We start from the raw sequence: 24,582 nt of genomic DNA on the forward strand, positions 1-24,582 counted from the left end.
CTCGACGCCTACACTTGGCGGGTTGTGTCAACCGACAGGAGGGGTTCGTGGCCAAGGTCGAGGACTCAATCTTGCAGTTGCAGCGCACCGGGGAGCTTTCCTATCGCCAACCGGCCGGCAAGGTGCTCGGGTTGCTGGTGATCGCGCTCGTCTTCGGCCTTTTCGGTTTGGTGGGGATCATCGTCTTCTTCCGGGACCATGGCGTCCGAGCCCTCCTCAACTTCGCCTTCTGGATTTGCACGGTGGCATTTGGGTTCTTCGGAGTCCTGGGCGTGCCAGCCCTGCTGATCCAGTTGCTGCGGCCCTTTCGGATCCACGTCACCCATCGAGGCGTGGCCCGTCAGCAGCTGATCAAGGGCCACTGGGTCGACCAGTGGGGTTTCGCCTGGGGCGACATCGAGGCCATCGACTTCCACCGCACCCGCCGGCTCCGACTCATCATGCTGCAGGTCACGCCCGAGGCGCACGACGCACTGCTCGGGGATTCTCGGGTGGCTCGTGGGATCTCCAAGATCGAGGCCCCGCTGTCGGGCGGTGCCCATCGGGTAGCGATCGAAGGCTCCCACACCTGGCGCATCAAGCGGATGTTCGAGGTGATGGAGCGGGCCCATCAGCTGTACGCCGGGAGAGCCGAGCCGGGACGCTACGCCGCAGGCTGACTCAGCCCAGCCGGCGTACGGCTCGTAGCGCCCGTTGCGCGGCGGCCACCTCAGCCTCGTGTTCCTCGACTGCCCGCTGGTGACTGGCGGCCAGCTTCTCGTGAAGTCGCTCCACCTGGGAGCGGACGTCACCCTCCGCCAGCCGCGACCGCTCGCTGGCCTGTCGGGTGGTGCGGAAGTGATGACCAGCGATGGCCACGGCAATGCCCACCGCCAACAGCGTCAGCGAGGTCGGCACCGAAAACCCGGCGAAGAGCAGCACCAGACCGAGCACGGCCAGTACGCCGCCAGTGACCATGATCGGTAGTGCATGACGCTGCGGCAATGACAGCCCGAATCTCTCCTCGAGCACCTGTTCCCGCCGGCGTACGTCGCTGGTGGAGTAACCCTTGGCGGTCACGTCAATGCCGTGACTACGCCCGGCCAAGGCCTCCGGTCGGGGGGCTGGCGCCTCGGCTGCTTCGGCGAGCTGGCCCTGCCAACCGCACGTGATCGCCTGCCACATGAGGCGCCGGTCACGGGGACTGGCGTGCTCGTCGGCGGCGGTCGCCCGGACCAGTTCGGCGACGTCGTGCGCGGCGGGCTCCTCGTCTGCCGGGGCCGGCCCGAGCGGATCCTCGAAGCGTCGTTCCAGCCGCGCCAAACTCGCCAGCATCGCGTCGAGATCGTGGTCACTCTCGGACTGGATCACTCCGGCGGCGGCCCCCAACAAGGCACCCTGGGTGTCGGACCAGGCCTCCTCCGGGGTGACGACACGGACCTCGTCGACGACCGTCTCGGGCTCGGCATCAGCCTCGGGCTCTGGCTCCTCGACCGGGCTGCCGAGCGTGCCGGTGAAGCGGCGCAGGTCCGTCAGCCGCATCCGCCACCGGGTGTCCTCGGACCCCGCCGTGGCCGACGCGGAGATCGGAGCCACCTCCTCGATCGCATCGGCGAGGGCTTCGTTCGCGGCAGCTGTTGCAGTCAGGGCGGTCTTGACCGTGTCGCTGTCGCTCAGCCTCCGCAGCCATTCATCGTTGCGCTCATCGCTTGCCAGCGCCTCCTGCAAGACCGGCAGCAGCAGCGGCAAGGCCTGCGGACCGAACGCGCCACGCAGCACGGCTCCCCACAGCGCCACCTGCCCCTCATCCCAGGTGCGCCGCTCCGGCTTGTCCGTCGCCAGTCGCAACGACCCGAGCGAACGATTGGTCGGCTCCGGCCGCGTCACCCGGATCTGCATCAGCTCCGGGATCTCGGCGGCGACCGCTGCCCCCTGGCCCAGCGCGGCGCGCGCCAAGACATGCAGACGGCGGGTGCGGACATCATCACGCTCCCGCGCCACCGCTGCGAGCCGGGGATCCAGCGAACCGTCCGGCCGCAACGCAGCCACCGCCGGCGGTAGCCAGTGCCCCTCGACGTCGGGTCGTTCCGGCGGGATGCCGCCTTCGGTGAGAGTCTCCAGGTCAGCCAGCGCCCAGCCACGCATCTTCAACAGATCCGGCGTTTGAGCGAGCTGCTGCCGCAGTGCATCAAGCTCGACGAAGGCCACGAAAGCAGACTGCAGCGCGTTCAACTGAACGCGCAGGTCACTGCCCACACCTTGGAGTTGGCTGGTCAGTTGTCGGATCTGGCTGCGGTGTCTCGCATTGGACCGGGCACGCGCCGCCGCCTCTGCCTCCATGGCCCGCCGAAGTGCGTTGTCCCGGTCGCTGAACCACCACTCAACGTCGCTGATGCTCACGAGGTCATTGTCGTCGCTGCCGGGACCAACATCAGCCGCAGTGTCGACCTGCTTACCAAGTGAGACATCGGCGGGCGACGGCGGAACCGGCCGGATCCCGAGCCGGTCAGCTGAACTCGCAGGTCCCGCGGATGTCGTTGCCGTACTGGGTGATCTCCACGTTCGTGACCGTGACGCCCGGCACCGACTCCGACGGCGACCAGGATCGGCCCACCACCCTGGTGATCATCGAGCGATAGATGCGCAGGCCCAGTGCCAGCAGCGGATGGCGACTGGTCACCTTGAGGTCCTCCAGCACCACCCGGCCGTCAGCGTTGTGAAGCCGGCCGACGGCGGCGACCCGGACCCGGGCGCCGACGATCCCATACCGGAATGCCAGCACGCCGTTGACGCTGATGCGTTGCTGCTGCTCCTGGGGTGGCTGCACCTCCAGGGTCGCGTCAAACTCGCTGAGCTTGCCCTTCTCGCCGACTTCCTTCTCGACGATCGTCCGCACCACCGCCACCACGTCAGTGACGTTGAACGTCAGCGCCGCGCGTCCGCCGAACCCGTCGGGTTGCTGCTCGGGCAGATTGATCCACAACCCGCCCTCGGTGTCCCGCAGCCACGAGAAGGCCACCTGGTCGGCGTCCAGCTCGACGCCGATGTCGGCTTCCTGCAGGTGCAGCGGCTCAGCCCGGACGGTCAGCTTCTCGATCCCGGCGGGCTGTTCGACCTCGACCAGCCGCGCCTGCGGGACGTGGTTCTTGGCGTCGTCAGCGCCATCGATGGGGTCGATGCGTACGCCGGACAGGTCCAGCGACGCCTCCGCGATCGCGGGCGGCTCTGCGTACGTGACGGCCAGCCGATCCAGAGCCGAGGCTGACAGCTGCGCGCCGGCTTCCGTCAGAGCACTGCGGATCAGCGCCCGGCACTGTGCCTGGTCGGTCGGGATCGTGCCCGACCCCAGCCACAGTGCCTCCTCGGGCACCCGGGTCATCTACACCAGTCCTTTCGGTGCGTACGCGGTCAGTCCTTCGCGGCTTCGTGGTCGACGACGCGATGGGTGAGCTCCTGCAACGCCGGATACGACTCGCAGTAGGCGTCCAAGTAGAACTGGTACTCCTCGTGGCGTTCCTGGTTGGGCGTGTACTGCTCCAGGTCATGCACCATTTCCTTGGCGGCAGCACCGAGATCGGGATAGATCTCCGCGCCGACCGCGGCCATCATCGCCGAGCCGAGCGCGACGGCGTCGCCGACCTGGGTGACGGTGATGGGTACGCCGGTGACATCGGAATGCATCTGCATCCAGTCGCGGGACTTGGTCGAGCCACCACAGGCCACCATCTCGGTGACGGTGAAGCCGGCCTCATTCATGGTGCGCAGGTTCTGCGCGACGCCGTAGCAGACCGCTTCCTGGATCGCCTTGTAGACATGCGCCGGGCCGTGGTGCAGCGACAGGCCCCACATGATGCCGCGTGCCTTCGAATCGGTGTACGGGGTCCGGTTGCCCTGGAAGTACTCGTTGATGATCAGACCATCGGAGCCTGCCGGGATCTCACGCGCCTTCTGGTTGAGCAGGTCGTACGCATTCAACCCCACCTTGTCGGCGAGCTCGACGATGTCGCTGGCGAAGTTGTCCTTGAACCACTTCAGCACCGAACCGGTCGACACTCCGCCACCCTCGACGGTGTACTGGCCGGGGATCACGCCGTCGGTGTAGGAACCGAAGAAGCCCTTGCCGTGCAGCGGCTCGGCCGACTGACCCGACATCACATGGGACGAGCCGGTGATGAGCGCCAGCTTGCCTGGGTCGGTGACACCCAGTCCGAGCTGTCCGGCCCACGCATCCGCCGAGCCCTGTGCCACCGGGATGCCCGGTGGCAGGCCGAGCAGCTGAGCCGGGGTGACGGCGAGTTCGCCGACCGGCTTGCCCAGGTCGACCACGTTCTCGGGCAGCTTGTCGAAGACGTCGCCGCAGCCGATGTGCTCGTAGAACTCGGTCGGCCAGCCGCCCTGGTCGCGGTTGTAGTACATCCGCAGCGCGGCGGAGTTGATGTTGACGCTCCACTCACCGGTCAGCTTGTAGGTGATCCAGTCCGGCGCATCGACCAGACGATGCGCCTTGTCGTACGTGTCCCGCTCGTGCTGGCGCAGCCACGCCGCCTTGAAGGGGTACCACTCAGCGGTCGCCGGCGCGGTGCCGTTGCCGTTGTAGAGGCGGGCCCAGTGGTCGATCGTCTCGGCCTTCGCTGCCTGCTCGGTGGCGCGGACATCCATCCACATGATCGCCGGACGCAGCGCCTCGCCCTTGGTGTCCATCGCGACGACGGTCATCGTGGTGGCGTCATAGGAGATGCCGGCGATGCTGGAGGCCGGCACCCCCGACTTGGCCAGTGCCTTCTGCGAGGAGGCCTGCAGCGCCTCCCACCAGTCCTCGGGGCTCTGCTCGGCCCAGCCCGGCCGCGGATGGGTCGTCTTGTACTCGGTGGCGGCGAACGTGATGGGTTTGCCGGTGGCGTCGAAGATGGCGACTCGACACGATTCGGTGCCGAAGTCGATGCCCATCAGGTATGGGCCGGTGAGGCGGGGGGACATGTTTCCTCCTGTGCGTCGGCGGTCTGGAGGCTGACGGCGTACGCCGTCAGACTGGATCAGTCGTCGGTGTCGCTCCACCCGAGCTCGTCCCAGGCAGCCTGCGGGATGAGTCGGTCGATGCGGTCGAGCAGCAGGGTGGGCTGCTGGTCGGCACTGCGGTCCAGCACGTCGGCCTCGGTGGCCTCACCGGTGAGGACGCAGGCAGACGCCATGCCGCCGTCGAGTGCCATCTGGATGTCGGTCTGGAGGCGGTCGCCAACCATCATGGAACGGCCCACCTCGACGTCGACATTGGCCAGTGCCTCGTGGAGCATGATCGGATCCGGCTTGCCCAGGTTCTTGACCAGCTCGGTGCCGGTGCAGCCCTGAATGGCACCCACGATCGCGGCGGCATCGGGCTCACCGCGACCGCCCGGGAAGGGGCAGAACCGATCGGGGTTGGTGGTGATGAGAAAGGCACGCTTGTGAAACCAGATCGCATCGAAGGCGATCTGGAGCTTGCGGTAGTCGAACGTGCGGTCGTAGGAGGCGATGACGATGTCGATCTCCTCCGGGTCCTCGCTGAGCGTGAAGCCGGCCTCGCGCAGCGCACGCTGCAGCGGCTCCTCAGCGATCGGGAACAGGACCGCGTCGGGGTGGTTGGCCTGCAGCCACCGAGTCGTGGTGACCACCGTGTTGGCGATGTCGGCGACCGACGTCTCCACCCCCAGCTTGGTCAGCTTGTCGCTGTACATCTGGGGGTCCTTGGTGGGGTTGTTCGACAGGAACCGCACCGGGATCCCCCGGCGCCGCAGCTCGGCGATCATCCGGGCCGCCCCCGGGAGGAGGTGGTCGCCCAGATAGATCGTGCCGTCGAGGTCGAAGACGTAGGCGTCGTAGAACTCAGCTGCGTGGCGCAGGGGGCCGGTGGTTGCCATGAGCACTCCTGGTCAAGCGGTGAACGGGATCAGAGGAATGCGACGATTCCGAGCACCAGTGTGGTCGAGGGCCAGATCGCGAAGGCAGGCGGGTCGATGTGGGTGTCGCCACGGTTGTGGACCCAGCGGGCGCCGAGCTCGGCGATCGTGGCCGAGATCATCGCGAAGACCGCACCGATCAACACCGCGATCAGGGCGGCGGTCCACTCACCGCTGCCCCACTCGCCGGTCCAGCTGAAGCCCTCACCTGCGAGGATCGGCATGAACTTCGCCGCCGCCAGGCCACCGATGATGGTCATGTGGTGGGTGACCGGCATGTTCGCGCCCAGCGACAGGAAGATGATGCAGATCGCCGAGATGCCGAAGGTGAAGGTGTGGGCGTTCGCCGCGGCACCCTCGAAGGCGTGACCCAGCACGATCGAGACAGCCGCGGCGAGGATGCCGACGAAGAAGGCGATGCTGAGGTACTGGCCGGGCTTCTCCTGCCATTCCAGCCAGCGCCACTTCTCCGAGGGCGCCCAGCCGTTCTCCTTGCGCTCGCTGTGGACCATGCCGCCGCCGACCAGGAGACGGGCCACCAGCGCGGAGAGGACCACGGTCAGCGCTACCGCGTCGGTGTTGGACCCGAACCACGGGATCTGAGCGATGCCCTGCTGGACCAGGAAGCCGCCGGCACCGAAGCCGGCGCCGACCAGCAGCACGTCGGGCTTGCCGAGGCTGGCCAGCGGCAGCACGACGTCTCGTCCGCTGTCGATGTAACCGCGTTTGTACGCGTACGCCGCCGCCGCGACACCGCCGGCGAAGCCGACGTGCGGGCCCGTGAACGGCCCGAAGGCGATGTAGTCGAAGCCGACGGTGTCACCAGTCGCGGCGAGGATTCCCCACGACACCATGACGGCGACACCGGCGATGCCGAAGGAGAAGTTGCCGCCGATCGCGGCACCGAACCAGCCACCTGCGGCGGCGGCCAGGATCCCGAACACAAGCAGTGGGACGGACGAAAAGAAGTCCATGATCGTCGTCGATCCTCTCGTGGGCCCCACCGCGGTGGGGTGTGAAGGTGCAAGGAGGGGTGAAAAGGGTTGGGGGGTGCAGCCGACCGGACGGTCGGCCGCGACATACAGGCAGATCAGGCCTGTTCGGGCTCACCAGTCTCGTAGGACTCGATCGCCTCGACCTTGGCAGCCGAATGCGACTGCGGGTCAAAGGTGTAGCTCACGAACTCCCGCGCCAGCCGCTTGGCCAGCTCGACGCCGATCACTCGCTGACCCAGGCAGAGCACCTGGGCGTTGTTGGACAGCACCAGTCGTTCCACTGAGAAGCTGTCGTGGGCGGTGCTGGCACGGATGCCGGGCACCTTGTTGGCGGAGATGGCAACGCCCATGCCAGTGCCACACAAGAACACGCCGCGGTCGGCTTCGCCGGCCTTGATCATGCGGGCGCCCTTGACGGCGAGGTGGGGGTAGTCGACGTCCTCGCCGGCGTGGAGCCCTAGATCAGTGACGCTGTCGACATACTCACTCTTCTCGAGTTCGGCCGCGACAGCGTCCTTGTACTCGATCGCAGCGGCATCAGCAGTGACCACAATTCGCAATCCCATGACAGGTCCCTTCGTCCTTGGGGCTCGATTGGCAGGAAAGCTACCACACGGAACTGCGACTTTGAACAGATTCAGAATGCCCTTTGGTCCACCCGAATCGGCCTTGCCGAGAATGGGTTTACTCGGTGCTTCGACTGCCAATATCGGCGGCCCTGCGGGCGATTTCTCAGTCGAGGGTGAGGGCTGGTTGTCATTCGTGCAGCCGAATTGCACCGGTGTGCAGGCGCCCGATCGGACCCACCACGGGGTCAGGCGCGCAGTGCTCGGCGGCCCTCGAAAGCACGACCCAGGGTGACCTCGTCGGCGTACTCCAGGTCACCGCCGACCGGCAGTCCGCTGGCCAGCCGGGACACCGCCACGCCGAGCGGGAGCAGCAGCCGGGAGAGGTAGGAGGCGGTCGCCTCGCCATCGAGGTTCGGGTCGGTGGCGAGGATCACCTCCGTGACGGTGCCGTCACCGAGCCGCTGGACGAGTTCGCGGATGTGCAGGTCGCCGGGGCCGATGCCGTCGATCGGGCTGATCGCCCCACCGAGCACGTGATAGAGGCCGCGGAACTCCCGCGTGCGTTCGATCGCCACGACGTCCTTGGGTTCCTCGACCACGCAGATCGCAGTCTGGTCGCGGCGGGCGTCCATGCAGACCCGACACCGCTCCCCCTCTGCCACGTTGAAGCAGATCTGGCAGAAGTGCACCTGATCCTTGACCCGGGTGAGGGCTGCGGTCAGCCGGTCGATGTCCTCGCGGTCAGCTGACAACACGTGGAAGGCGATCCGCTGGGCGCTCTTCGGCCCGACCCCGGGGAGCATGCCCAACTCGGTGATCAGGTCCTGGATCGGCCCTTCGTACAACGCGCGCCCTTCCGTGAAAGCTCGGTGGTCCGGGTCCGCCGCCGCGACGGCGCCCGGACCTGATGATGGTGGAGTGTCAGAGCCCCGGTACGCCGCCCGGCATGCCACCCATGCCCTCGAGCCCGCCGGTCAGCGGGCCCATCTTGGACTGCGCCAGCGCCGAGGCCTGGTTGTTGGCGTCCCGAACGGCTGCCACGATCAGGTCGGCGAGGGATTCGGTGTCCTCGGGGTCGCACGCTTCGGGCTTGATCTCGAGGCCGAGCAGTTCACCGGCGCCGCTGACGGTGGCCACGATCAGCCCGCCACCGGAGGTGCCGGTGACCTCAGTCTCGGCCAACTCCTGCTGGGCACTCATCAACTGCTCCTGCATGGCCTGGGCCTGCTGGAGCAGTGCGTTCATGTCGGTACCTTCACCGAACATCGGGTCCTCCTGGCGTCGCGCGCGGGCTGTGGGCCAACCCTGCCAGCCACTCTAGACGGTGGCAGCGACAGTTCGGGGGCATGTCGGCACCACCGCCGCCCTCATCGGCGGCCGTCGCGTCGAGGTGGCGGGGGAAGTAGCCGTCAGTCCCGGTGGTCACGCCGGGCAACACCAGCCAGTTCCAGCCGGCAGGCAGCGAGTCGCGGCCCGCCTCGGGATGCCCGGCAATCAACAGGCCGCGTACCGACCGACCGGTCAGCGCCGGCAACTGCTCGGCGAGCGCGTACGCCAGGGCCCGGTTGCGGCGGGCGTGACCCAGTCCAACTGAGTCGTGCGAGTAGAGCGCAATGGTGATGTCCACCCGGGGACCTCCTCTTCGGCGTTGAGAGGAGATTTCCGGATGAACGTGAGGTGAACGTGAGCGCTGCGTGAAGGCTTCTTCACATTGCTGCCAGCGCGTGGTTCTGAGCGTCACGCGGTCATGAATTCCGGCGTGTCCCGTTGGTGGTGAGGCACTACTCCTCGCCAATCAGTTCGGCTCCCAGGCTCTGCCGGAGCAGTTCTGCCGAATCCTCCGACTCCTGCAGGGTTGGGTCGCTGCGGTCGGGCAGATCCTCGTCCTCGGGCTCCCGTTCGGCAGGGCTGGAACCACTGCGGACCGGGCGGATCTCGGCGCGAGCGCGTTCCATCGCCGCGCGGGCGGCGCTGGGGCGAGGCGGGGTCGGACCACCCGGCCCTGCCTTTGGTGGTGCGGCGGCAGGTGGTGGTGCGGCGGGTGTCGGCGAGGTCGGTGTCGGGGCGGCGGCAGCCGGCGCAGACTGGTAGCGGTCAGTCGACGGGGCGTCCTCCTCCGGCGGATATTCCTCCGGCGGAGGCCCATCAAAAGGGGGCGGACCATCCTCTGGCGGCGGCCCGTCCTGCCGGGGGGCGTCCTGCGCAGGTGCTGCCAGCTCGGGCGCGTCCTGAGTGGGCGCCGCTTGAGCTGGCGTCGCTTGCTGGCGCTGCGGAGCGGCCGGTGCGGCGGCGGCCTGGCCACCACCCCACGGGTCGGGGTTGCTCTGCCGCGGTTCAGCCCTCGGACGACTGGCGCCGCCACCACTCTCGTCAACGACCACCTCGACCCGCAGGTCGGCACCGAGCAGGTCGAGGATGGCGCTGCGCAAGGCCTCGATGCTGCCGCCCTTGGAGAAGGATTCCCGGGCGCCCGGCGAGGACGCCCCCAACATCAGCGCACCGTCGTTGACGTCCATCACATGCAGGTGCTGCTGCAGCAGCACCCAGGCGAATCGCTTGCGCTGACGCACCAACTCCAACACCTGTGGCCACTGCTCCCGCAACTGCCCGGCGCTGATCCCAGCGGCCTGTGTCGTCGGGTGGGCAGCACCGTCGGGCGCCGGGGTCTGCTGGCGCTGCGGCTCAGGCTGGCGCTGCGGCTCAGGCTGGCGCTGCGGCTCAGGCTGGCGGCGGGCCTCAGGCTGACGCTGCGGCTCGCCCTGGCGCTGGCTTTCGGATCGCTCGGGCTGCTGTGTCGGCTCGGGCCACGAGGGCTCCGCTGCCGTCGGTGCCGCAGGCGTCGGGGACACCGGGGCCACAGCTGGGGCGGCACTCGGCGCGGCCTCGCCGCCGGCCATCCCGATCCGGCGTTCCAGCCGATCCAGCCGGGCGTGGGTGCCTCGGTCGTCGGTGTCGGCGCCGGGCAGCAGCACCCGGGAACACATGAGTTCCAGGTGCAGCCGGGGCGCAGTGGTGCCGCGCATGTTGGTCAGGCCCTCGGCGATCACCTCGGCGGCTCTGGTCAGTTCACCGGCCCCCATCACGGCGGCCTGATTCGCGAGCCGTTCCCCCTGTTCGGGGCTCACCTCGCCGATCAGCTCATTGCTGATCGCATCCGGCACGGCCGCGACGATGACCAGGTCCCGGAGCCGGTGCAGCAGGTCTTCGGCAAACCGCCGCGGATCCTGGCCGACTTCCATCACCTTGTCGATCGTCGAAAAGACCTGCTTGGCGTCGCCGGCAGCGAAACCGTCCACGACCGCATCCAGCAGCGCCTCGGGGGTGTGACCGAGCAGGGCCGCGGCTTCGGCGTACTCCACGCCATCACTTCCGGCGGCGCCGAGCAACTGGTCCAGCACCGACAACGAGTCACGCACCGAACCACCGCCGGCGCGCACCACCAGCGGCAGCACCGCCGGGTCGACGACGACATTCTCCGCATCGCAGATCTCGGCCAGATAGGTGGTCAGCAGCTTGGGCGGCACCAGCCGGAAGGGATAGTGGTGCGTACGCGAGCGGATGGTGCCGATGACCCGTTCCGGCTCGGTGGTGGCGAAGATGAACTTCACGTGCGGCGGCGGCTCCTCGACCAGCTTGAGCAGCGCGTTGAAGCCGCCCGAGGTCACCATGTGGGCCTCGTCGACGATGTAGACCTTGTAACGCGAACTCACCGGCGCATAGAACGCCTTCTCGCGCAGATCACGGGCGTCATCAACGCCGCCGTGGCTGGCCGCGTCAATCTCGATCACGTCGATGCTGCCAGGACCGCCGCGGGCCAGATCTCGGCAGGAGTCGCAACGACCGCACGGATCCGGGGTCGGCCCCTGCTCACAGTTGAGGCTGCGGGCCAGGATCCGCGCCGAGGTGGTCTTGCCACAGCCACGCGGGCCCGAGAAGAGGTACGCGTGGTTGACCCGGTTGTTGTTCAGGGCCCGCCGCAGCGGTTCGGTGACATGGTCCTGGCCGATCACCTCGGCGAAAGTGTCAGGGCGATAACGCCGATACAGGGCCAGCGGCGCCGCCGACTCCACCGCCGCGCCGGTCACGTCATCCTCGTCCACGGGCCCCACCCTATGCGAGCGGTCTGACACTCGTCACGGCCAGCGAACTATCATCCCGCCATGGATCAGCTTCGCTTCATCGACCGTCCCGAGGAGAACCGCTGGGTCGCCCTGTCAGGTGACACCGTGGTGGGTTGGCTGACGTACGAGAGGTCCGGGGACCACCTGGTGCTCCCGAGCACCGTCACCGACCCCGAGCATCGCGGGCAGGGCATCGCCTCGAAGCTGGTCAGCCACGCCGTCGAGGATCTCCGTGCCCGGCAGCGGGCCGGCGAGCAGGTCAGCGTCGTCCCCGAATGTCCCTTCGTCGCGCAATGGTTCGCCGACCATCCCGATCAGGCCGACCTGCTGGCCGCCGGTCAGCCGGAGACATGACCCGCATCGACGTGTGGCTGTGGTCGGTGCGGATCTTCAAGACCCGCTCGATCGCGACCAATGCGGTCAAGGGCGGCCACGTACGCCTCAATGATGACCCGGTCAAGCCTGCCCAGCGGGTCACGCCGGGCGATCGGATCAGTGTGAAGGAACCGGGCTGGGTGAGGGAGTTCGAGGTGACCCAGCTCATCAACAAGCGGGTCGGCGCGGCCATCGCGCAGGGTTGTTATCTCGATCATTCGCCGCCGCGGCCGGCGTACCTGTCGATGGCGTCGGGACGGCGAGAGGCGGGCGCTGGGCGACCCACCAAGAAGGATCGGCGGGCCATCGACCGGCTGCAGGGCCGCTGAGGCGATCGGCTCACCGGGCCCGGACACAGAAGGGTCCCCCGTGCACCCGATAGAGCTCACTTACCCTTGCTGCCTTCCGGCCCTGGGGGAGTTGGGCGAGATACCGCCGCACGAGGGACTCGGGACAGCATAGCTTACTGCTCGCCGCGACCCCAGCCATCACATATCGACTATTGCTGATATCACGGCAGCATGATACTAAGGGTCCATGGACGCTTTCACCCTGCTCGCCGAGCCGGTCCGCCGACGCATAGTCGAGCTGCTCGCGGACGAAGCGCGGGCGGCCGGAGAGGTGGGCGCCCTCGTCCAGGGTGAGTTCGGCATCAGCCAGCCAGCCGTGTCCAACCAGCTCCGGGTGCTGCGCGAGGCGGGCGCGGTCGAGGTCGAGGCTCGCGGCTCTCGGCGGATCTATCGACTCCGCGCCGGCGCGCTCGACGAACTCCACGAGTGGACGGAGCGGTACGCCCGCTTCTGGCCCCAGCGCCTCGACGCACTCGAGACCGAACTCGCCCGAGGTCGGCGGCGTCCCGCCCAGGCCCCGGGCACCCCCGAACCTCCCGACTCCGCTGATCACCATGACCGCCACCACCCCACCGTTGAGGAGAACGACCATGGACCAGAGCATCATCCGGGCGCTGACCGGATCGCGTGACCACCCCGTCCTCGGCCTCGTCCGCGTCTATCGGGCCGAGGCGGCCGACCTGCGCGACGCGTGCACGGACACCGCCCGGCTGGCGCGCTGGTTCGGCACCGTGACCGGAGACCCGGCCAAGGTCGGTGACACCTTCGAGGCCACCCTCTCGGACGACCCGAACGATCGCGCGACCGGACGCGTGCTGAGATGCGCCGACGACGAGGTCGCCGTCACCTGGTCGTGGCAGGGCGAGCCCACAAGCCAGATCTCAGCACGGTTCCGGCCGGTCGAGGACGGCCACACCGAGCTCACCCTGCGCCACGAGCTGGAGGAGCCAGCTCACGCCGCGGGCTACGGCGGCGGCTGGGAGCAGACCCTCCAAGCGCTGGCCCGGGCCCTCGGCGTCGCCGACCCGGATGCCCCGGCCGACGATGTCATCGAGTCCACCGCCGCCGCGACCTGGCGGACGATCACGCGCGCCCCACTCGAGCTCGAACACCCCCTCGACGCCGACGCTCAGCGGGTGTGGGCCGCGCTGGCCACCGAGGAGGGACTGCGGACCTGGTGGTGGGTGCACTGGGACGACGTGACGATCGACGCCGACGTACGCCCCGGAGGCAGCTACCGGATCGCGGCACCGGGGGTGGGCATCGTGCTCGACGGTCGATATCTCGGCGTCGTGCCCCCGGATGACCGCCAGGCCGGCCGGCTGTCGATGACGTGGCGCTGGAGCGACGCCGACGGGACCAGCGTGGACGAGGCCGTCGAAATTGGGGTCCTCCCCGAGTCGGCCGGCACCCTGCTGACGGTGCGCCACAGCGGCCCGTGGTCGGACGACGCCCCCGCCGAGGATTACCGCCAGGGCTGGAGCTTCGTGCTCCAAGGGCTCACCGCGGCAGTCTGAATCGGGCCCTCGGGTCGGCAGCGGCGATCGAATCTCCGTGCAACCGGGCTGGGTGCGGAGTACGGCAAGATTGGCGGCATGGAACCGTATCTGGCTGCCGATGACCGTTACGACTCGATGCCCTACCGCCGGGTGGGGCGGTCCGGGCTGAAGCTGCCGGCGGTCGCGCTGGGCCTGTGGCACAACTTCGGCGACGACAAGCCACTCGCCGGCCAGCGCGCCATTCTTCGGCGGGCCTTCGACCTAGGGGTCACGCACTTCGACCTGGCCAACAACTACGGCCCGCCCGCGGGCGCTGCCGAAACCAACTTCGGACGCGTGTACGCCGAGGACTTCCGGCCCTACCGCGACGAGCTGGTGATCTCGACCAAGGCCGGCTATCACATGTGGCCCGGGCCCTATGGCGACTGGGGTTCCCGCAAATATCTGGTGTCCTCACTCGACCAGTCGCTGCGCCGGACGGGCCTGGATTACGTCGACATCTTCTATCACCACCGCCCCGACCCCGAGACGCCGATCGAGGAGACCATCGGCGCCCTGGACCAGCTGGTCCGCAGCGGCAAGACCCTGTACGCCGGCATCTCCAGCTACAGCCCGGAGCAGACCCGACAGGCGTACGCGGCCGCCGAAGCGGTGGGGCTGCGGCTGCTGATCCATCAGCCCTCCTATTCGATGCTGAACCGGTGGGTCGAGGAGGGCGATCCGAACCTGTTGGACACCTGCGGCGACCTCGGGATGGGCGTCATCGCCTTCTCGCCGTTGGCTCAGGGCCTGCTCACCGACCGATATCTGGATGGAGTCCCCGAGGATTCCCGGGCGGCGGCGGGCAAGTCCCTCAACCCGGACCGGATCACCGAGGAGACCCTCGCCAAGGTCCGAGCGCTGCAGACGGTCGCGGATGCCCGCGACCAGTCGCTGGCCCAGCTGGCGCTGGCCTGGATCCTGCGCGACCGAGGGACCGCGACGGTCACCAGCGTCCTGATCGGCGCCTCGAGCGTGGCCCAGTTGGAGGCCAACGTCGGCGCGGTGGCCAACCTCGACTTCACCGCCGAGGAGCTGGACCGGATCGGGCAGATCCTGACCTGAGCGGCGTACGCAGGCGCCCGTCCACGCCGCCGCATTGGCCTCCGGCGCTCGCTGCGGCTATCCTGTGCGGCGGAGGATTCGCCTAGAGGCCTATGGCGCTCGCTTGGAAAGCGGGTTGGGTTCACGCCCTCACGAGTTCGAATCTCGTATCCTCCGCCGACAGCGGCCCCGCACCCGAACGGGTGCGGGGCCGCTTCTGTGTGTGGGCCACCGACTGGACTCGGGCGCCGAAAATACGTTGCGACCGGCTGATGACCTGACCTACCGTCCCTGGCATGTCAATTGACTCCGCGGCCAGCTTCAGCGGCCGCCGCGACCGCGCCGCCTGAGACGCGCTCTTTCCGGGTCCACGTCGACCCGTCGACCACCCGCGCGCCGCCGCCGTGCCCACGCACCTCGGCGGGACATCCGCGTACGCACGCGCCGCAAGGGGTGCTCCGGAACCACAGCCACGGAGCGCAGTCATGCCCCAGCAACCTTCCCGCACGTCCCGGAGAGTCTCGTCGCGTCGCGCGGCCCCTGGCGGACCCCACGAACCCGGCCAGAACTTCCTCCACCACCGCCGAAACCTGACGGCCGTGGAACTGGACGGCAACCGAGCGGCTCGCCTGCGCGAGCAGGTCCCGGGCGCCCGGATCGTCCACGGCGATGCGATGAGCCTGTGGGTTGCTCTTCCCCTGCGGTGATGCCATCAAGCCCCTCGGCAGCGGACAGCAGCCCCGCACCCGATGGAGGTGCGGGGCCGTTGCGCTCAGTCAGGCGCGTGCCGCCTCAGTGGCGGGGGTCGCCGGTCAGTCGAGGGCCTTGTCGACTTCCAAGCCCTGCTGGGCGGCCTGCTTCGCCGAGTCCGCGCCGGCACTGGCGAGGTTGCCGTCGTTGTCGATCAGGTGCGAGCGCACGAACCACTGCGACTTCTCGAGCTCCTTGATCTGGCCGATGAGGATGTCTTCGACCACCGCGTCAACCTTGCCTGCCTCATTCATCACGTCCCGGTGGTCGCTGATGACACCGTCGAAGACCAGGTCGAGCGCCGCGAGGTGTTCGGCGGCCTGGGCACGCCCGATCGGGTAGTCCTCCCAGGTGCGCGTGGCAACCAGGTCACCGGGCGTACCGATGGGCTCCACGCCCATGGTGGCCATCCGCTCGGCGATCTCATCGGCCATGGCGCGGGCCTGCTCGACCATCGGATCCAGCATCTCGTGGACGGAGATGAACTTGGGGCCCACCACATTCCAGTGAATGTGCTTGAGGGTCAGTTGCAGGTCATTGAGCGCATGCAGACGGCTCTGCAGCTTGCTGGCAAGGGCCTGCGCCTCCGCCACAGGGAGTCCGGGAACGCTGTATGAAGCATTGTTCTGGTCAGCCACGATGATCCTCACATTCTGCTCGATCGTCATCTTCCGCCCCTGCGTCGGGGTCTTACTTTGTCAACGCCGAATTCCGATGAAACATTCCGATTCGGCGGTGATCCGGGTCACATCTGTCAGCCGTCTTGCCAGTGCGCGATTCAGAAGGCCGCGCCAGGGTCAACCGGACAGGCAGACAAGCGGCCGGGGCCCGAACATCACCGTCCTGGCCCCGCAGTCCCACTCAGTCGATGGGCGACCCGCTCAGGCGATGCCGCCGTTCTCCTTGGCCTTCGCGTACTCCTCACGCGCCTTGTCGGCGAAGTCGCTGACGAACTTCTCGATGCCGCGATCCAGATCCTGATCGGAGACCTCATTCTGGATCCAGCGGCGGAAGACGTCCGACACGTCCTTGCCTGCGGCGCTCTCGTTGGTGGAGACCCACTCGGAGTAGAGCTCCCAGTGCGCCGCCTTCACGCCCTGCTCCTGATGGTCGAGCTGCCACTGGTGCAGCTCCTCGGCGACGGACTGGTCCTCGGGCACGTAGATCTGGCTGTTGACCTGCTGGCCGAGGTAGGCCCGCGCATTGAGAGCCTCCTGCTGGGTGGCGTCCTTGTTGGCGATCGGGGCGCCCGACTCCATCGAGTAGTGGGTGCCCTCCACGCCGTACTGGACGTCCAGATATTCCTGGGCGCCGAACGGGGCGGCGAAGTAGTCCATGAACTGGAGGATCTCTCGTACCCGATCATCAGAGGTCTGCTTCGAGACCGCCACGAAGTCGCCGTAGCCGGGGCGCTTGAGGTAGATCTGCGAGGCACCGCCGTCGAGGCCGGGCAACTCGGGAATCACCGCCTCCAGGCCATCGCGCTGGAGCTCGCCCGGCATGTACTCGAAGCTCTGGTGCTTGAAGACCGTGACGCCGGCGTTCCACCAGGTCGAGTAGCTGCCGGGCTCGGAGAAGGAGTTCGGGTGCAGCGCACCCTCGGCCCACAGCCGCTTCACTGCCTCCAGTGCCGGCCGGAAGGTCTCGTGCTCGCACTGGTGCACGAAGGCGCCGTTCTCCTCGCCCCAGACGTTGGGTGAGCCCGCCATCATCGCGGTGAGGTTGAGGATCGAGGTGATCGGATCGGCGCCGAGGGCGAAGATGTTCTTGCTGCGGTCGCTGCACTCGATGCACATCGACACCCACTCGTCCAGGCTGCTGGCCGAGAAGTCGCCCTCATAGCCGGCCGTACGCGCGGTCACGGGGCTGCCGACGATGATCCGGCCCACCGCGGGACGGGGCTGGGTCACGCCCCAGATCCGGCTGCCCAGGGTCGGAATGGTCCAGGTCTCGGTCGGGATGCTGGCCAGGCCCGGGTAGTCCTCGACGGCGCTGCCGGACAGGAAGGGGGTGAGGTCGGTGAAGGCACTCTCAAGCAACTGCGGCTTCCGCGGCGCCGTGCTCGGCAACATCATCAGCTCAGGCAGGTCACCCGAGGCGATGGTGACCTGGAACTTCTGCTCGTACTCGGTCCACGAGCCCCAGTTGAAGTTGAACTTGTTGGCCGTCGCACCCGACAGCAGGCCATACCAAGCGCTGCCCCCGAACGGGTTGGGCGGCGGCGCACCCTGGCAAAGGAATTCGATCGGGTCGGTCTCGGCGGGCGGCTGCTCGCGCATCCGAGGCGGGTCGGCCGGGTAGCTGAAGAAGGCCGGCTGGATGCCCAACGCGTTGTCGCCGGGCAGGTCCGGGGTCACCTCGGCGAAGGGCACGTAGTTGGGCGCCTGCGCCCGGGTGCTCGTCGCGCCGCCCTCCCCTTCGGCACCGGAACCGCCGGTGTCATCACTGGCGCACCCGGCCAGCGCTGCGGCGGCTGCAGCGGCACCGGCCCCGGCGAGAAGATGGCGACGAGAAATCGTGGTCATGCGCGAACCTCCATTGGCGACGGGCCCGGCGGTGGGCCATGCCCTGATCTTGGAGGACGCCCGCAGCCTCAGCAAGCGTTTTCAGATAACGATTCGGGCACCCGCCGACGGCTCACCAACCGATGGAACGCAGGTACTCGCGGGACTCGCGTACCGAGTCGAAGGGATCGCGCCCGTAGGTCTGGTCCTGCTCGACGAAGATGTACTCGGCACCTGCCTTGACCGCCGCCGGCAGCACCTCGGGCCAGTTGATGTTGCCGGCGCCGACCTCGGCGTACTGCACGATCTCGTGGAGGAAGTACTGGTGGGCGCTCATGCCGCGCTCCTCGTCGCTCATCTCGAGGTTCTCCAGCGTCGGCGCGGCGATCCGATAGTCCTTGGCGTGGATGGTCTTGCACACCCCGTCGTAGGCCCTGAGCATGTCCAGCGGAGCCATCCCGCCGCGCTGCACCCAGTGAATGTCCACCTCGAACTGCATGGCCGGGGCGACCCGGCGTACCAGGTCGAAGATCCGTTCCCCGTCCAGCTTGGCCAGGTCGGCGTGGTGGTTGTGGTAGAGCAAGGTGATCCCCTGCTCGGCCAGCCGCTCGGCGTAGGGCTGCGCCTCGGCGGCCCACGCCTCGCAGGCCTGCTTGGAGGTCATCGCCTGGCGCGGCATCCCGCCGATCCGGACGAAGCGGGTGTTGAGCCGCTGGCAGTCCGCGACGATCTTGTCGAAGTCGGCGTCCAGCGCGTCGGGGCTGTTCTCGTTGGCCTTGGTCAGGGCGGTCGACAACGCGCCGACCTCCATCCCGAGCTCGGAGATGCCGCGTTCGAGGTCGGCCGTGTTCGCCTCGTCCATCGGGACCTGGGAGATCTCGACCGAGTCGTAGCCGATCTCCTTGAGGCGCTCCAGCGTGGGCCACATGCCCTGCTCGCCGATCTCGCGCTTGAACATCATCACAATGCAACCCACAGAAGCCATGGCCGGAGCCTAGCGGCTCGCCAGCGGCGACCTACCTGATGTGGTCGCCATCGGTGCTGCGCCCCGGCTCCCCGAGCTGCTGGAGTCCGAGTTCGCGGACCTCACCGACCATCTTTCCGGCGACGCCATCGAGGCCTGCGCTACGGCGTCCAGGAACATGCGTGACGACCACCAGATCGGCTGGGTCAACGCGGTTCCGAACGCGGTCCATCACACCGCCCTACGGGCCGCCGCGGCGATGGCCCGAGCACTCGGCGACCGGAGCACCGCCGATCGCCACGACCGGCGCGCCGACGCACTACGCGAGGACTTCCAGCGGCTCCTGTTCGACCCTGAGGCCGGCCGTTACCGCGACGGCCTGGACCGGACCGGCTCCCCGATTGACCACCACTCCTTCCATTCCAGCGTCTTTGCGCTGCGGATGGGGTTGGCCAGCGAGCGTCTGCGCCCCGGCTTGGTGCGCGCGGTCGCCGACGGTGGCGTACGGGGAAACATCTTCGCGGGCATGTTCTTCTTCGAGACGCTCTTCAGCTACAGCCAAGGAGTGCGGGCGCTGGAGTTCATCACCGACGCGGCCGCGGTCGGTCCCGCACGCCAGCTGGCGCAGGGTGCCACCACCACTTGGGAGGCCTGGGACAAGGACCTGAAGTGGAACACCAGCCTGTGCCATCCAGCCGGGTCCATGGTCGGCTCGGTGATCGCCCAAGAGGTGACCTACCGCTGCTGGGGCGCGGTTTTCTGCGCGAAGCGTCAGCGACCGAGCAGCTTTTCGACCTCAGCGCCGATGGTTTCTGCCATCCGCAGGAAGCCGAGGTCAGTCGGGTGAGTGCCGTCGACAGTTCCCTCCCCGTCGGTGCCGAACAGCCGCTGGCTGAAATCGCCGCCGGGCAGAGTCACCTGTACGCCGGCTTGCTGCGCCCGCGTCACCGCCCGGACCAAGCTCTCGTTGGAGCTCTTGACCCGCTCCGCCCGGGAGGCCGAGATCCAGGAGTTGGCGTAGTCCGGGCTCGGGACAGCCAGGATCGGGATGTCTGGATGCGCCTTGCCGATCGCGACCAACGCGTCGTGGACGGCCGGTTCGAGCTCATCACCGGACAGGTTCGGCAGCGGATCCACCACCCACACGTCCGGGGTCAGTTCGGTCAGCAGGTCCACCACCGGCGGCTGGCACTTGCCGTTGCCGGAGAAACCCAGGTTGATGTGGTTGATGCCCAACTTGCGGGCGATCTGGGCCGGGTACGCCATGCCCGGCCGGTTGGCGCAGCCGCCGTGCACGATCGACGTGCCGTAGAAGGCGACCACCGGGGAGGTGTCGGCAGCTGCCGCGCTGATGGTGCCGTCGGTGCCGATCTGGATGTCGGTGGCGCCGCGGTAGAGCGGCAGATAGAGGCAGTACTCGCGCTCGGTGCCATCCATCCCCTCCAGGATCACCTGCTCCTGGGGCTGGTCGTGGTTGCGGGCCGGCCACGCCGCCCGAACATGACGCCACGCGGTGGCCGGGGCGCCGAGCTCACGGGCGTACAGGTCGAAGCCGCTGGAACCGCTGTCGGGCATGTGGGACAACGGCCCACCGGCGGTCAGCCGCCACCGCACCGCGGCCACCGTGATGGCACCGACGAAGCGGACCCGGAGGCCGGCCGAAGCGCGAGACAGGTCCCACACCCGATCGGGCACGGAGCCCTCCGCACGGTCCGGCAGCCGGGTCCACGGTTGCGATTCATCGGGCCAGGCCTGCCCCTCGATCCGCAACGTGGCGGCATCGGTCCAGGTCAGGTCGGGGGTCGTTTCTTCCATGACGCTCCTCGGCGACAGTGCTGGCCCAGGATTGGGCTGGCGGGGATCAGGTCCGGGTCAGCGGCGGCGCCGCCCGGTGCCGAACAGGCCACGGGTCACTTCACGCATGACCGTACGCCCCATCTGGCGCACGAAGGTGTTCTTGCTCAGCTGCTCGAACATGCTGGGCTCGTCCTTCTTCGGCTTCGGCTCTCGGCGCGGCGCCTCCTGCCGTGGCGCCGGCTGCTGCGGGAAGGGCTGTTGCGGTTGCTGGGCCTGGGGTTGGGTCTGCTGCTCCTGTTGGGCGGCCTCGGCACCTGCTTTCAGTTTGCGCGACAGCATCTCGTAGGCCGAATCACGATCGACCACCTGGCCATACTTGGCCTGCAACGGCGAGGCCTGCACCAACTGCTGCAGCTGCTCGTCCGGGGTCGGCGACATCAGCGATTGCGGTGCCCGGACCCGGGTCCAGGCCACTGGGGTGGGCGCCCCGTCGGGATCCATCACGGTGACGATCGCCTCACCGGTGCCCAGCGAGGGCAGCAGCTCGGTCAGCTCATAGCTGGAAGTGGGATAGGTCGCCACGGTCTGCTTGAGCGCCTTGGCGTCCTTGGGGGTGTGGGCCCGCAGCTGATGCTGCACCCGCGACCCGAGCTGGGCCAGCACCTCCTCGGGCACGTCGGTGGGCGACTGAGTGACGAAGAAGACACCGACACCCTTGGAACGGATCAGCCGCACCGTCTGGGTGATCTGGTCCATGAACGCCTTGGAGGCGTCCTTGAAGAGCAGGTGCGCCTCGTCGAAGAAGAAGACGAGCTTGGGCTTGTCGACATCGCCGACCTCGGGCAGGTCGGCGTACAGATCGGCCAGCAACCACATCAGGAAGGTGGAGAAAATCTGGGGCCGGTTGGCCAGATTGGGCAGCTCCAGCAATGAGATGATGCCGCGGCCGTCCTCGGCCACCCGCAACAGCTCGGCGGTGTCGAACTCCGGCTCACCGAAGAAGGCGTCGGCGCCCTGGTTGGACAGCGTGATGAGGTTGCGCAGAATGACCCCGACCGTCGCCGCGGACACTCCGCCGATGCCCTTGAGGTCGGCCTTGCCCTCGTCGCTGGTCAGATAGTTCAGCAGCGCGCGCAGATCCGCCAGGTCCAGCAACGGCAGCCCGGCTTGGTCGGCGAAGTGGAAGACCAACCCCAGCGTCGATTCCTGGGTGTCGTTGAGACCCAGCACCTTGGACAGCAGCACCGGCCCGAAGGCCGACATGGTGACCCGTAGCGGTACGCCGTGGCCCTCACCACCGAGGGCGTAGAACTCGGTCGGATAGCCGGTCGGCTGCCAGTCCTGACCGATCGACTCGGTGCGTTCCAGAAGCTTCGGCGAGGACTCACCCGGGCTCGCCAGACCCGACAGGTCACCCTTGATGTCAGCCGCGAAGACCGGCACACCGGCCGCGGACAACCCTTCGGCCAGGCCCTGCAGCGTCTTGGTCTTGCCGGTGCCGGTGGCACCGCAGATCAGGCCGTGCCGATTCAGCATCGCGAGCGGGATGCGTACGCCTGCCTCGGGCCGGGGCTCGTCCTCCACCAGCAGCGCGCCGATCTCGAGCGCTTCGCCCTCGAAGGTGTAGCCCTGCTGGATCGTCGCCACCTGATCATCTGTCGCGGTCATGGCCAGCAGCTTTCCAGTAACGGGGTCCGGGCACAACGGTGGGGCCCGGACCGGTCTGCAGGGTGAGCCGAAATTGCGGCAACCGGTCACGTTGCCGAATCGTTAGCCGCAGGATTGGGGGTTCCCCCCGTCGCCCGGCCTAGACTGCGGCGCGTGATCTTCAAGCGAGTTGGCGATGGGAAACCGTATCCTCCGCATGGCTACGCCCAGAAGCAGTGGGCGGCCATCGCCCCCCACCAGGTGCGGCTGGACCAGTTGGTGACCACCAAGCGGACGCTCGATCTGGAAGCGCTGCTGGAGGAGGACTCGACCTTCTACGGCGACCTGTTTGCCCACGTCGTCTCCTGGCACGGTGACCTCTATCTGGAGGACGGTCTGCACCGGGCGCTCCGGGCAGCCCTGCAGCAGCGCCAGACCTTGCACGCCCGGGTGCTCGAGCTCGACTGAACCAAACGTGTTCGCCGGCACAGGGCGGGTTGACCTCACGACCGCCGCGGAAGTCGCTAACCTGTCGCCGTTGGCTGTGTCGCGACCGCGGGTGTCCCCGCGGACCGCGGTTCGGCTCCAGAACACCAGTCGAATGCAGGACCCCAGTCGGAGGGAAGTGAAGTGACTGCAGGCCGCGTCTTCCAAGCGCTGCGTACGCCGCTCACCCTCGTAGTGCTGTTGGTGCTCCTCTACCTCGGCTTCAACTGGGGTTGGGAGCGTGCCAGCGCACCGATTCCGCCGCCACCCCCGCCCACCTGCATCAACCAGCCGGTCCCCGAAGGTCGCCTCACCACCGAACAGGTCACGCTGCGGGTGCTGAACGGTTCCGACCAGCAGGGCCTGGCGCGCCGGGTCGGCGACGAACTCACCAGCCGCGGCTTCCGGGTCACCACGACCGGCAACACCGATGAGGTCATCACCAGCACCATCATCGTCGGCGCCGCCGAGGAGAACCCTGAGGTCCAGCTGATCGCGGCCCACCTGCCCGAGGCCGCCATCCGTGCCGACGGACGCAGCGACCGCAGCGTCGACGTCTTGGTCGGGTCCACTTTCGAGGGTTTCGCGCCCGAGGCACCCGATTCGGTGGAGATTCAGGGCGAGTCGATCTGCCTGCCGTCGGCCCCGTGATGGGGCGTCGGCCCCAGCTCAACTGGACAGCCGGCGTACGGCGAGTATCATGGATCCCTGTGCCCGGCGCGTCGCCCCGCCGAAAGCCCGGGAAGCACTTCAGAACTCACGAGCGTCACCAGCGTTCGTCCGACCAGATTGGTTAGCCATGGCTGTTCCCAAGCGCAAGATGTCGCGCAGCAACACCCGGCACCGCCGCTCGCAGTGGAAGGCCACCGCGGCTGACCTGGTGCCGATCAACGTCCAGGGCCGTCAGGTGCGCGTACCGCGTCGCCTCGTCAAGGCCTACCAGCGCGGCCTGCTCGACCCGCAGGACGCCTGAGGCACTCGGAGCCCAGCTCCGTCGACACGACACCGCTCACCGGCACGCCGGGGGCGGTGTTTGTGGTTTGCTGAGGACCTCATGGCAGACACGATTCGGCATCACATCCTGCGCGGCCCTCGGCTCAGCGCGCAGCAGTTGCACGACCTGCTGCAGCTGCGGGCGCGGGTCTTCATCCTCGAGCAGGGCATCATCTGCGACGAGATCGACGGCCACGACCTCGACGCGACCACCACTCACCTGTGGCTGAGCCGGGACGGTGAGGTGGTCTCGACGCTGCGGATGATGGACGGGCCTGATGGCGTACGGGTGGGTCGGGTCTGCACCGCCGCCGCCGAACGTGGCCGCGGCCATGCCACCAAGCTGATGAGCCTGGCCCTGGACGTCATCGGCGATCGCCCCAGCGAGCTGCACGCCCAGGAACCGGTGATCGACTTCTATCGCCCCTTCGGATACGCCCCGGTCGGCGACATCTACCTGGAGGAGGGCGTACGCCACCAGACCATGGTGCGGCCCGGCGCCGGATCCGGTACGCCCCCAGCCCCGGCAGCCGAAGC

At 68.1% G+C, this 24,582-nt stretch carries 24 protein-coding genes, 1 tRNA gene, 1 other RNA gene and 2 pseudogenes; 12 read left to right on the top strand and 16 right to left on the bottom strand.

Annotation, left to right across the window (positions count from 1 at the left end; genetic code table 11):
* The first annotated feature begins 47 nt into the window (after window positions 1–47).
* A complete protein-coding gene (locus CGZ91_RS04195; RefSeq protein WP_094452763.1) occupies window positions 48–659 on the top strand; it encodes a hypothetical protein in 612 nt (203 codons plus the stop codon).
* Between the two features lies 1 nt (window position 660).
* Here CGZ91_RS04195 and CGZ91_RS04200 read toward each other — a convergent pair whose 3' ends face one another.
* The 10 genes from CGZ91_RS04200 to CGZ91_RS04245 form a co-directional block, all read right to left on the bottom strand.
* A complete protein-coding gene (locus CGZ91_RS04200) occupies window positions 661–2,379 on the bottom strand; it encodes a hypothetical protein (RefSeq protein WP_094452765.1) in 1,719 nt (572 codons plus the stop codon).
* 106 nt (window positions 2,380–2,485) lie between these two features.
* Complete coding sequence (locus CGZ91_RS04205) at window positions 2,486–3,358, bottom strand: hypothetical protein (RefSeq protein ID WP_094452767.1); 873 nt, start codon at window positions 3,356–3,358, stop codon at window positions 2,486–2,488.
* Window positions 3,359–3,387: 29 nt separating this feature from the next.
* A complete protein-coding gene (locus CGZ91_RS04210; RefSeq protein ID WP_094452769.1) occupies window positions 3,388–4,956 on the bottom strand; it encodes an FGGY-family carbohydrate kinase in 1,569 nt (522 codons plus the stop codon).
* Between the two features lie 56 nt (window positions 4,957–5,012).
* Window positions 5,013–5,873 (bottom strand): HAD-IIA family hydrolase, encoded by an 861-nt coding sequence (locus tag CGZ91_RS04215; RefSeq protein ID WP_094452771.1) that lies wholly within the window; start codon window positions 5,871–5,873, stop codon window positions 5,013–5,015.
* A 29-nt stretch (window positions 5,874–5,902) separates the two neighbouring features.
* Entirely contained in the window at window positions 5,903–6,886 is a 984-nt protein-coding gene (locus tag CGZ91_RS04220; protein ID WP_094452773.1) for a hypothetical protein, read from the bottom strand.
* 116 nt (window positions 6,887–7,002) lie between these two features.
* Window positions 7,003–7,473, bottom strand: coding sequence for an RpiB/LacA/LacB family sugar-phosphate isomerase (locus tag CGZ91_RS04225; protein ID WP_094451600.1), 471 nt, complete (start codon window positions 7,471–7,473; stop codon window positions 7,003–7,005).
* Between the two features lie 248 nt (window positions 7,474–7,721).
* Window positions 7,722–8,321, bottom strand: a complete 600-nt coding sequence (recR, locus tag CGZ91_RS04230) for a recombination mediator RecR (protein ID WP_094451599.1) — start codon at window positions 8,319–8,321, stop codon at window positions 7,722–7,724.
* A 76-nt stretch (window positions 8,322–8,397) separates the two neighbouring features.
* Window positions 8,398–8,721 carry a YbaB/EbfC family nucleoid-associated protein gene (locus CGZ91_RS04235; RefSeq protein WP_229116156.1) on the bottom strand — a complete coding sequence of 108 codons (324 nt, stop codon included), beginning with the start codon at window positions 8,719–8,721 and terminating at the stop codon, window positions 8,398–8,400.
* Between the two features lie 10 nt (window positions 8,722–8,731).
* Entirely contained in the window at window positions 8,732–9,103 is a 372-nt protein-coding gene (locus CGZ91_RS14510) for a hypothetical protein (protein ID WP_229116414.1), read from the bottom strand.
* Between the two features lie 154 nt (window positions 9,104–9,257).
* Window positions 9,258–11,585 (bottom strand): DNA polymerase III subunit gamma and tau, encoded by a 2,328-nt coding sequence (locus CGZ91_RS04245; protein WP_407670823.1) that lies wholly within the window; start codon window positions 11,583–11,585, stop codon window positions 9,258–9,260.
* Between the two features lie 48 nt (window positions 11,586–11,633).
* Here CGZ91_RS04245 and CGZ91_RS04250 point away from each other — a divergent pair.
* Window positions 11,634–11,951, top strand: a pseudogene (locus CGZ91_RS04250) (GNAT family N-acetyltransferase); the annotation flags it as partial.
* Window positions 11,948–12,301, top strand: a complete 354-nt coding sequence (locus CGZ91_RS04255; RefSeq protein ID WP_094452779.1) for an RNA-binding S4 domain-containing protein — start codon at window positions 11,948–11,950, stop codon at window positions 12,299–12,301. The pseudogene CGZ91_RS04250 and the gene CGZ91_RS04255, both read left to right, overlap by 4 nt.
* Before the next feature lie 27 nt (window positions 12,302–12,328).
* Here the strand turns inward: CGZ91_RS04255 and ffs are convergent.
* Window positions 12,329–12,423, bottom strand: an RNA gene (ffs, locus tag CGZ91_RS04260) — signal recognition particle sRNA small type.
* 86 nt (window positions 12,424–12,509) lie between these two features.
* Here ffs and CGZ91_RS04265 point away from each other — a divergent pair.
* The 4 genes from CGZ91_RS04265 (at window position 12,510) to CGZ91_RS04280 (ending at window position 15,081) form a co-directional block, all read left to right on the top strand.
* On the top strand, window positions 12,510–12,953 hold the full coding sequence (locus tag CGZ91_RS04265; protein WP_094452781.1) for an ArsR/SmtB family transcription factor: 444 nt from the start codon (window positions 12,510–12,512) through the stop codon (window positions 12,951–12,953).
* A complete protein-coding gene (locus CGZ91_RS04270) occupies window positions 12,913–13,839 on the top strand; it encodes an SRPBCC family protein (protein WP_094452783.1) in 927 nt (308 codons plus the stop codon). Before CGZ91_RS04265 ends, CGZ91_RS04270 begins: the two co-directional genes overlap by 41 nt.
* Before the next feature lie 78 nt (window positions 13,840–13,917).
* Complete coding sequence (mgrA, locus tag CGZ91_RS04275; protein WP_094452785.1) at window positions 13,918–14,925, top strand: L-glyceraldehyde 3-phosphate reductase; 1,008 nt, start codon at window positions 13,918–13,920, stop codon at window positions 14,923–14,925.
* Between the two features lie 71 nt (window positions 14,926–14,996).
* A tRNA-Ser gene (locus CGZ91_RS04280) sits at window positions 14,997–15,081 on the top strand.
* Between the two features lie 635 nt (window positions 15,082–15,716).
* Here CGZ91_RS04280 and CGZ91_RS04285 read toward each other — a convergent pair.
* From CGZ91_RS04285 to CGZ91_RS04295, 3 genes are all read right to left on the bottom strand, one after another.
* The gene (locus CGZ91_RS04285; RefSeq protein WP_094452787.1) at window positions 15,717–16,322 is read right to left on the bottom strand and encodes a Dps family protein; all 606 of its coding nucleotides are present in this window, start codon (window positions 16,320–16,322) and stop codon (window positions 15,717–15,719) included.
* Window positions 16,323–16,535: 213 nt separating this feature from the next.
* Complete coding sequence (locus CGZ91_RS04290; RefSeq protein WP_094452789.1) at window positions 16,536–18,179, bottom strand: type 2 periplasmic-binding domain-containing protein; 1,644 nt, start codon at window positions 18,177–18,179, stop codon at window positions 16,536–16,538.
* A 112-nt stretch (window positions 18,180–18,291) separates the two neighbouring features.
* Complete coding sequence (locus CGZ91_RS04295) at window positions 18,292–19,143, bottom strand: sugar phosphate isomerase/epimerase family protein (protein WP_094452791.1); 852 nt, start codon at window positions 19,141–19,143, stop codon at window positions 18,292–18,294.
* Between the two features lie 40 nt (window positions 19,144–19,183).
* On the opposite strand from CGZ91_RS04295, the gene CGZ91_RS04300 reads away from it, so the two are divergent.
* Window positions 19,184–19,969, top strand: coding sequence for an alpha-L-rhamnosidase-related protein (locus CGZ91_RS04300; RefSeq protein WP_094452793.1), 786 nt, complete (start codon window positions 19,184–19,186; stop codon window positions 19,967–19,969).
* Here CGZ91_RS04300 and CGZ91_RS04305 read toward each other — a convergent pair.
* Together CGZ91_RS04305 and CGZ91_RS04310 are read right to left on the bottom strand one after the other, a co-directional pair.
* Window positions 19,894–20,937, bottom strand: coding sequence for an SGNH/GDSL hydrolase family protein (locus CGZ91_RS04305; protein ID WP_094452795.1), 1,044 nt, complete (start codon window positions 20,935–20,937; stop codon window positions 19,894–19,896). The two genes, CGZ91_RS04300 and CGZ91_RS04305, sit on opposite strands and share 76 nt — an antisense overlap.
* A 57-nt stretch (window positions 20,938–20,994) precedes the next feature.
* Window positions 20,995–22,587 (bottom strand): helicase HerA-like domain-containing protein, encoded by a 1,593-nt coding sequence (locus tag CGZ91_RS04310; RefSeq protein WP_094452797.1) that lies wholly within the window; start codon window positions 22,585–22,587, stop codon window positions 20,995–20,997.
* A gap of 153 nt (window positions 22,588–22,740) precedes the next feature.
* Between CGZ91_RS04310 and CGZ91_RS04315 the strand changes: the two genes are divergently transcribed.
* The 4 genes and pseudogenes from CGZ91_RS04315 to CGZ91_RS14755 form a co-directional block, all read left to right on the top strand.
* The gene (locus CGZ91_RS04315) at window positions 22,741–23,034 is read left to right on the top strand and encodes a type II toxin-antitoxin system VapB family antitoxin (RefSeq protein ID WP_094449922.1); all 294 of its coding nucleotides are present in this window, start codon (window positions 22,741–22,743) and stop codon (window positions 23,032–23,034) included.
* A 162-nt stretch (window positions 23,035–23,196) separates the two neighbouring features.
* A complete protein-coding gene (locus CGZ91_RS04320) occupies window positions 23,197–23,703 on the top strand; it encodes a LytR C-terminal domain-containing protein (protein WP_094452799.1) in 507 nt (168 codons plus the stop codon).
* A gap of 148 nt (window positions 23,704–23,851) precedes the next feature.
* Complete coding sequence (gene rpmF / locus CGZ91_RS04325; protein WP_094452801.1) at window positions 23,852–24,025, top strand: 50S ribosomal protein L32; 174 nt, start codon at window positions 23,852–23,854, stop codon at window positions 24,023–24,025.
* Between the two features lie 81 nt (window positions 24,026–24,106).
* A pseudogene (locus CGZ91_RS14755) lies at window positions 24,107–24,523 on the top strand (GNAT family N-acetyltransferase); the annotation flags it as partial.
* Window positions 24,524–24,582 lie beyond the last annotated feature (59 nt).

The sequence above is a fragment of the Parenemella sanctibonifatiensis genome (genome assembly GCF_002250565.1).
Taxonomy (GTDB): domain Bacteria; phylum Actinomycetota; class Actinomycetes; order Propionibacteriales; family Propionibacteriaceae; genus Parenemella; species Parenemella sanctibonifatiensis.

What these genes read in the sequence shown, in the direction of transcription:
- CGZ91_RS04205 (WP_094452767.1), bottom strand. Translation starts at nt 3,358, where the DNA reads ATGACCCGGGTGCCCGAGGAGGCACTGTGGCTGGGGTCGGGCACGATC.
- CGZ91_RS04210 (WP_094452769.1), bottom strand. Translation starts at nt 4,956, where the DNA reads ATGTCCCCCCGCCTCACCGGCCCATACCTGATGGGCATCGACTTCGGC.
- CGZ91_RS04215 (WP_094452771.1), bottom strand. Translation starts at nt 5,873, where the DNA reads ATGGCAACCACCGGCCCCCTGCGCCACGCAGCTGAGTTCTACGACGCC.
- CGZ91_RS04220 (WP_094452773.1), bottom strand. Translation starts at nt 6,886, where the DNA reads ATGGACTTCTTTTCGTCCGTCCCACTGCTTGTGTTCGGGATCCTGGCC.
- CGZ91_RS04225 (WP_094451600.1), bottom strand. Translation starts at nt 7,473, where the DNA reads ATGGGATTGCGAATTGTGGTCACTGCTGATGCCGCTGCGATCGAGTAC.
- CGZ91_RS04235 (WP_229116156.1), bottom strand. Translation starts at nt 8,721, where the DNA reads ATGAACGCACTGCTCCAGCAGGCCCAGGCCATGCAGGAGCAGTTGATG.
- CGZ91_RS04255 (WP_094452779.1), top strand. Translation starts at nt 11,948, where the DNA reads ATGACCCGCATCGACGTGTGGCTGTGGTCGGTGCGGATCTTCAAGACC.
- CGZ91_RS04265 (WP_094452781.1), top strand. Translation starts at nt 12,510, where the DNA reads ATGGACGCTTTCACCCTGCTCGCCGAGCCGGTCCGCCGACGCATAGTC.
- CGZ91_RS04270 (WP_094452783.1), top strand. Translation starts at nt 12,913, where the DNA reads ATGGACCAGAGCATCATCCGGGCGCTGACCGGATCGCGTGACCACCCC.
- mgrA (WP_094452785.1), top strand. Translation starts at nt 13,918, where the DNA reads ATGGAACCGTATCTGGCTGCCGATGACCGTTACGACTCGATGCCCTAC.
- CGZ91_RS04285 (WP_094452787.1), bottom strand. Translation starts at nt 16,322, where the DNA reads ATGACGATCGAGCAGAATGTGAGGATCATCGTGGCTGACCAGAACAAT.
- CGZ91_RS04290 (WP_094452789.1), bottom strand. Translation starts at nt 18,179, where the DNA reads ATGACCACGATTTCTCGTCGCCATCTTCTCGCCGGGGCCGGTGCCGCT.
- CGZ91_RS04295 (WP_094452791.1), bottom strand. Translation starts at nt 19,143, where the DNA reads ATGGCTTCTGTGGGTTGCATTGTGATGATGTTCAAGCGCGAGATCGGC.
- CGZ91_RS04305 (WP_094452795.1), bottom strand. Translation starts at nt 20,937, where the DNA reads ATGGAAGAAACGACCCCCGACCTGACCTGGACCGATGCCGCCACGTTG.
- CGZ91_RS04310 (WP_094452797.1), bottom strand. Translation starts at nt 22,587, where the DNA reads ATGACCGCGACAGATGATCAGGTGGCGACGATCCAGCAGGGCTACACC.
- rpmF (WP_094452801.1), top strand. Translation starts at nt 23,852, where the DNA reads ATGGCTGTTCCCAAGCGCAAGATGTCGCGCAGCAACACCCGGCACCGC.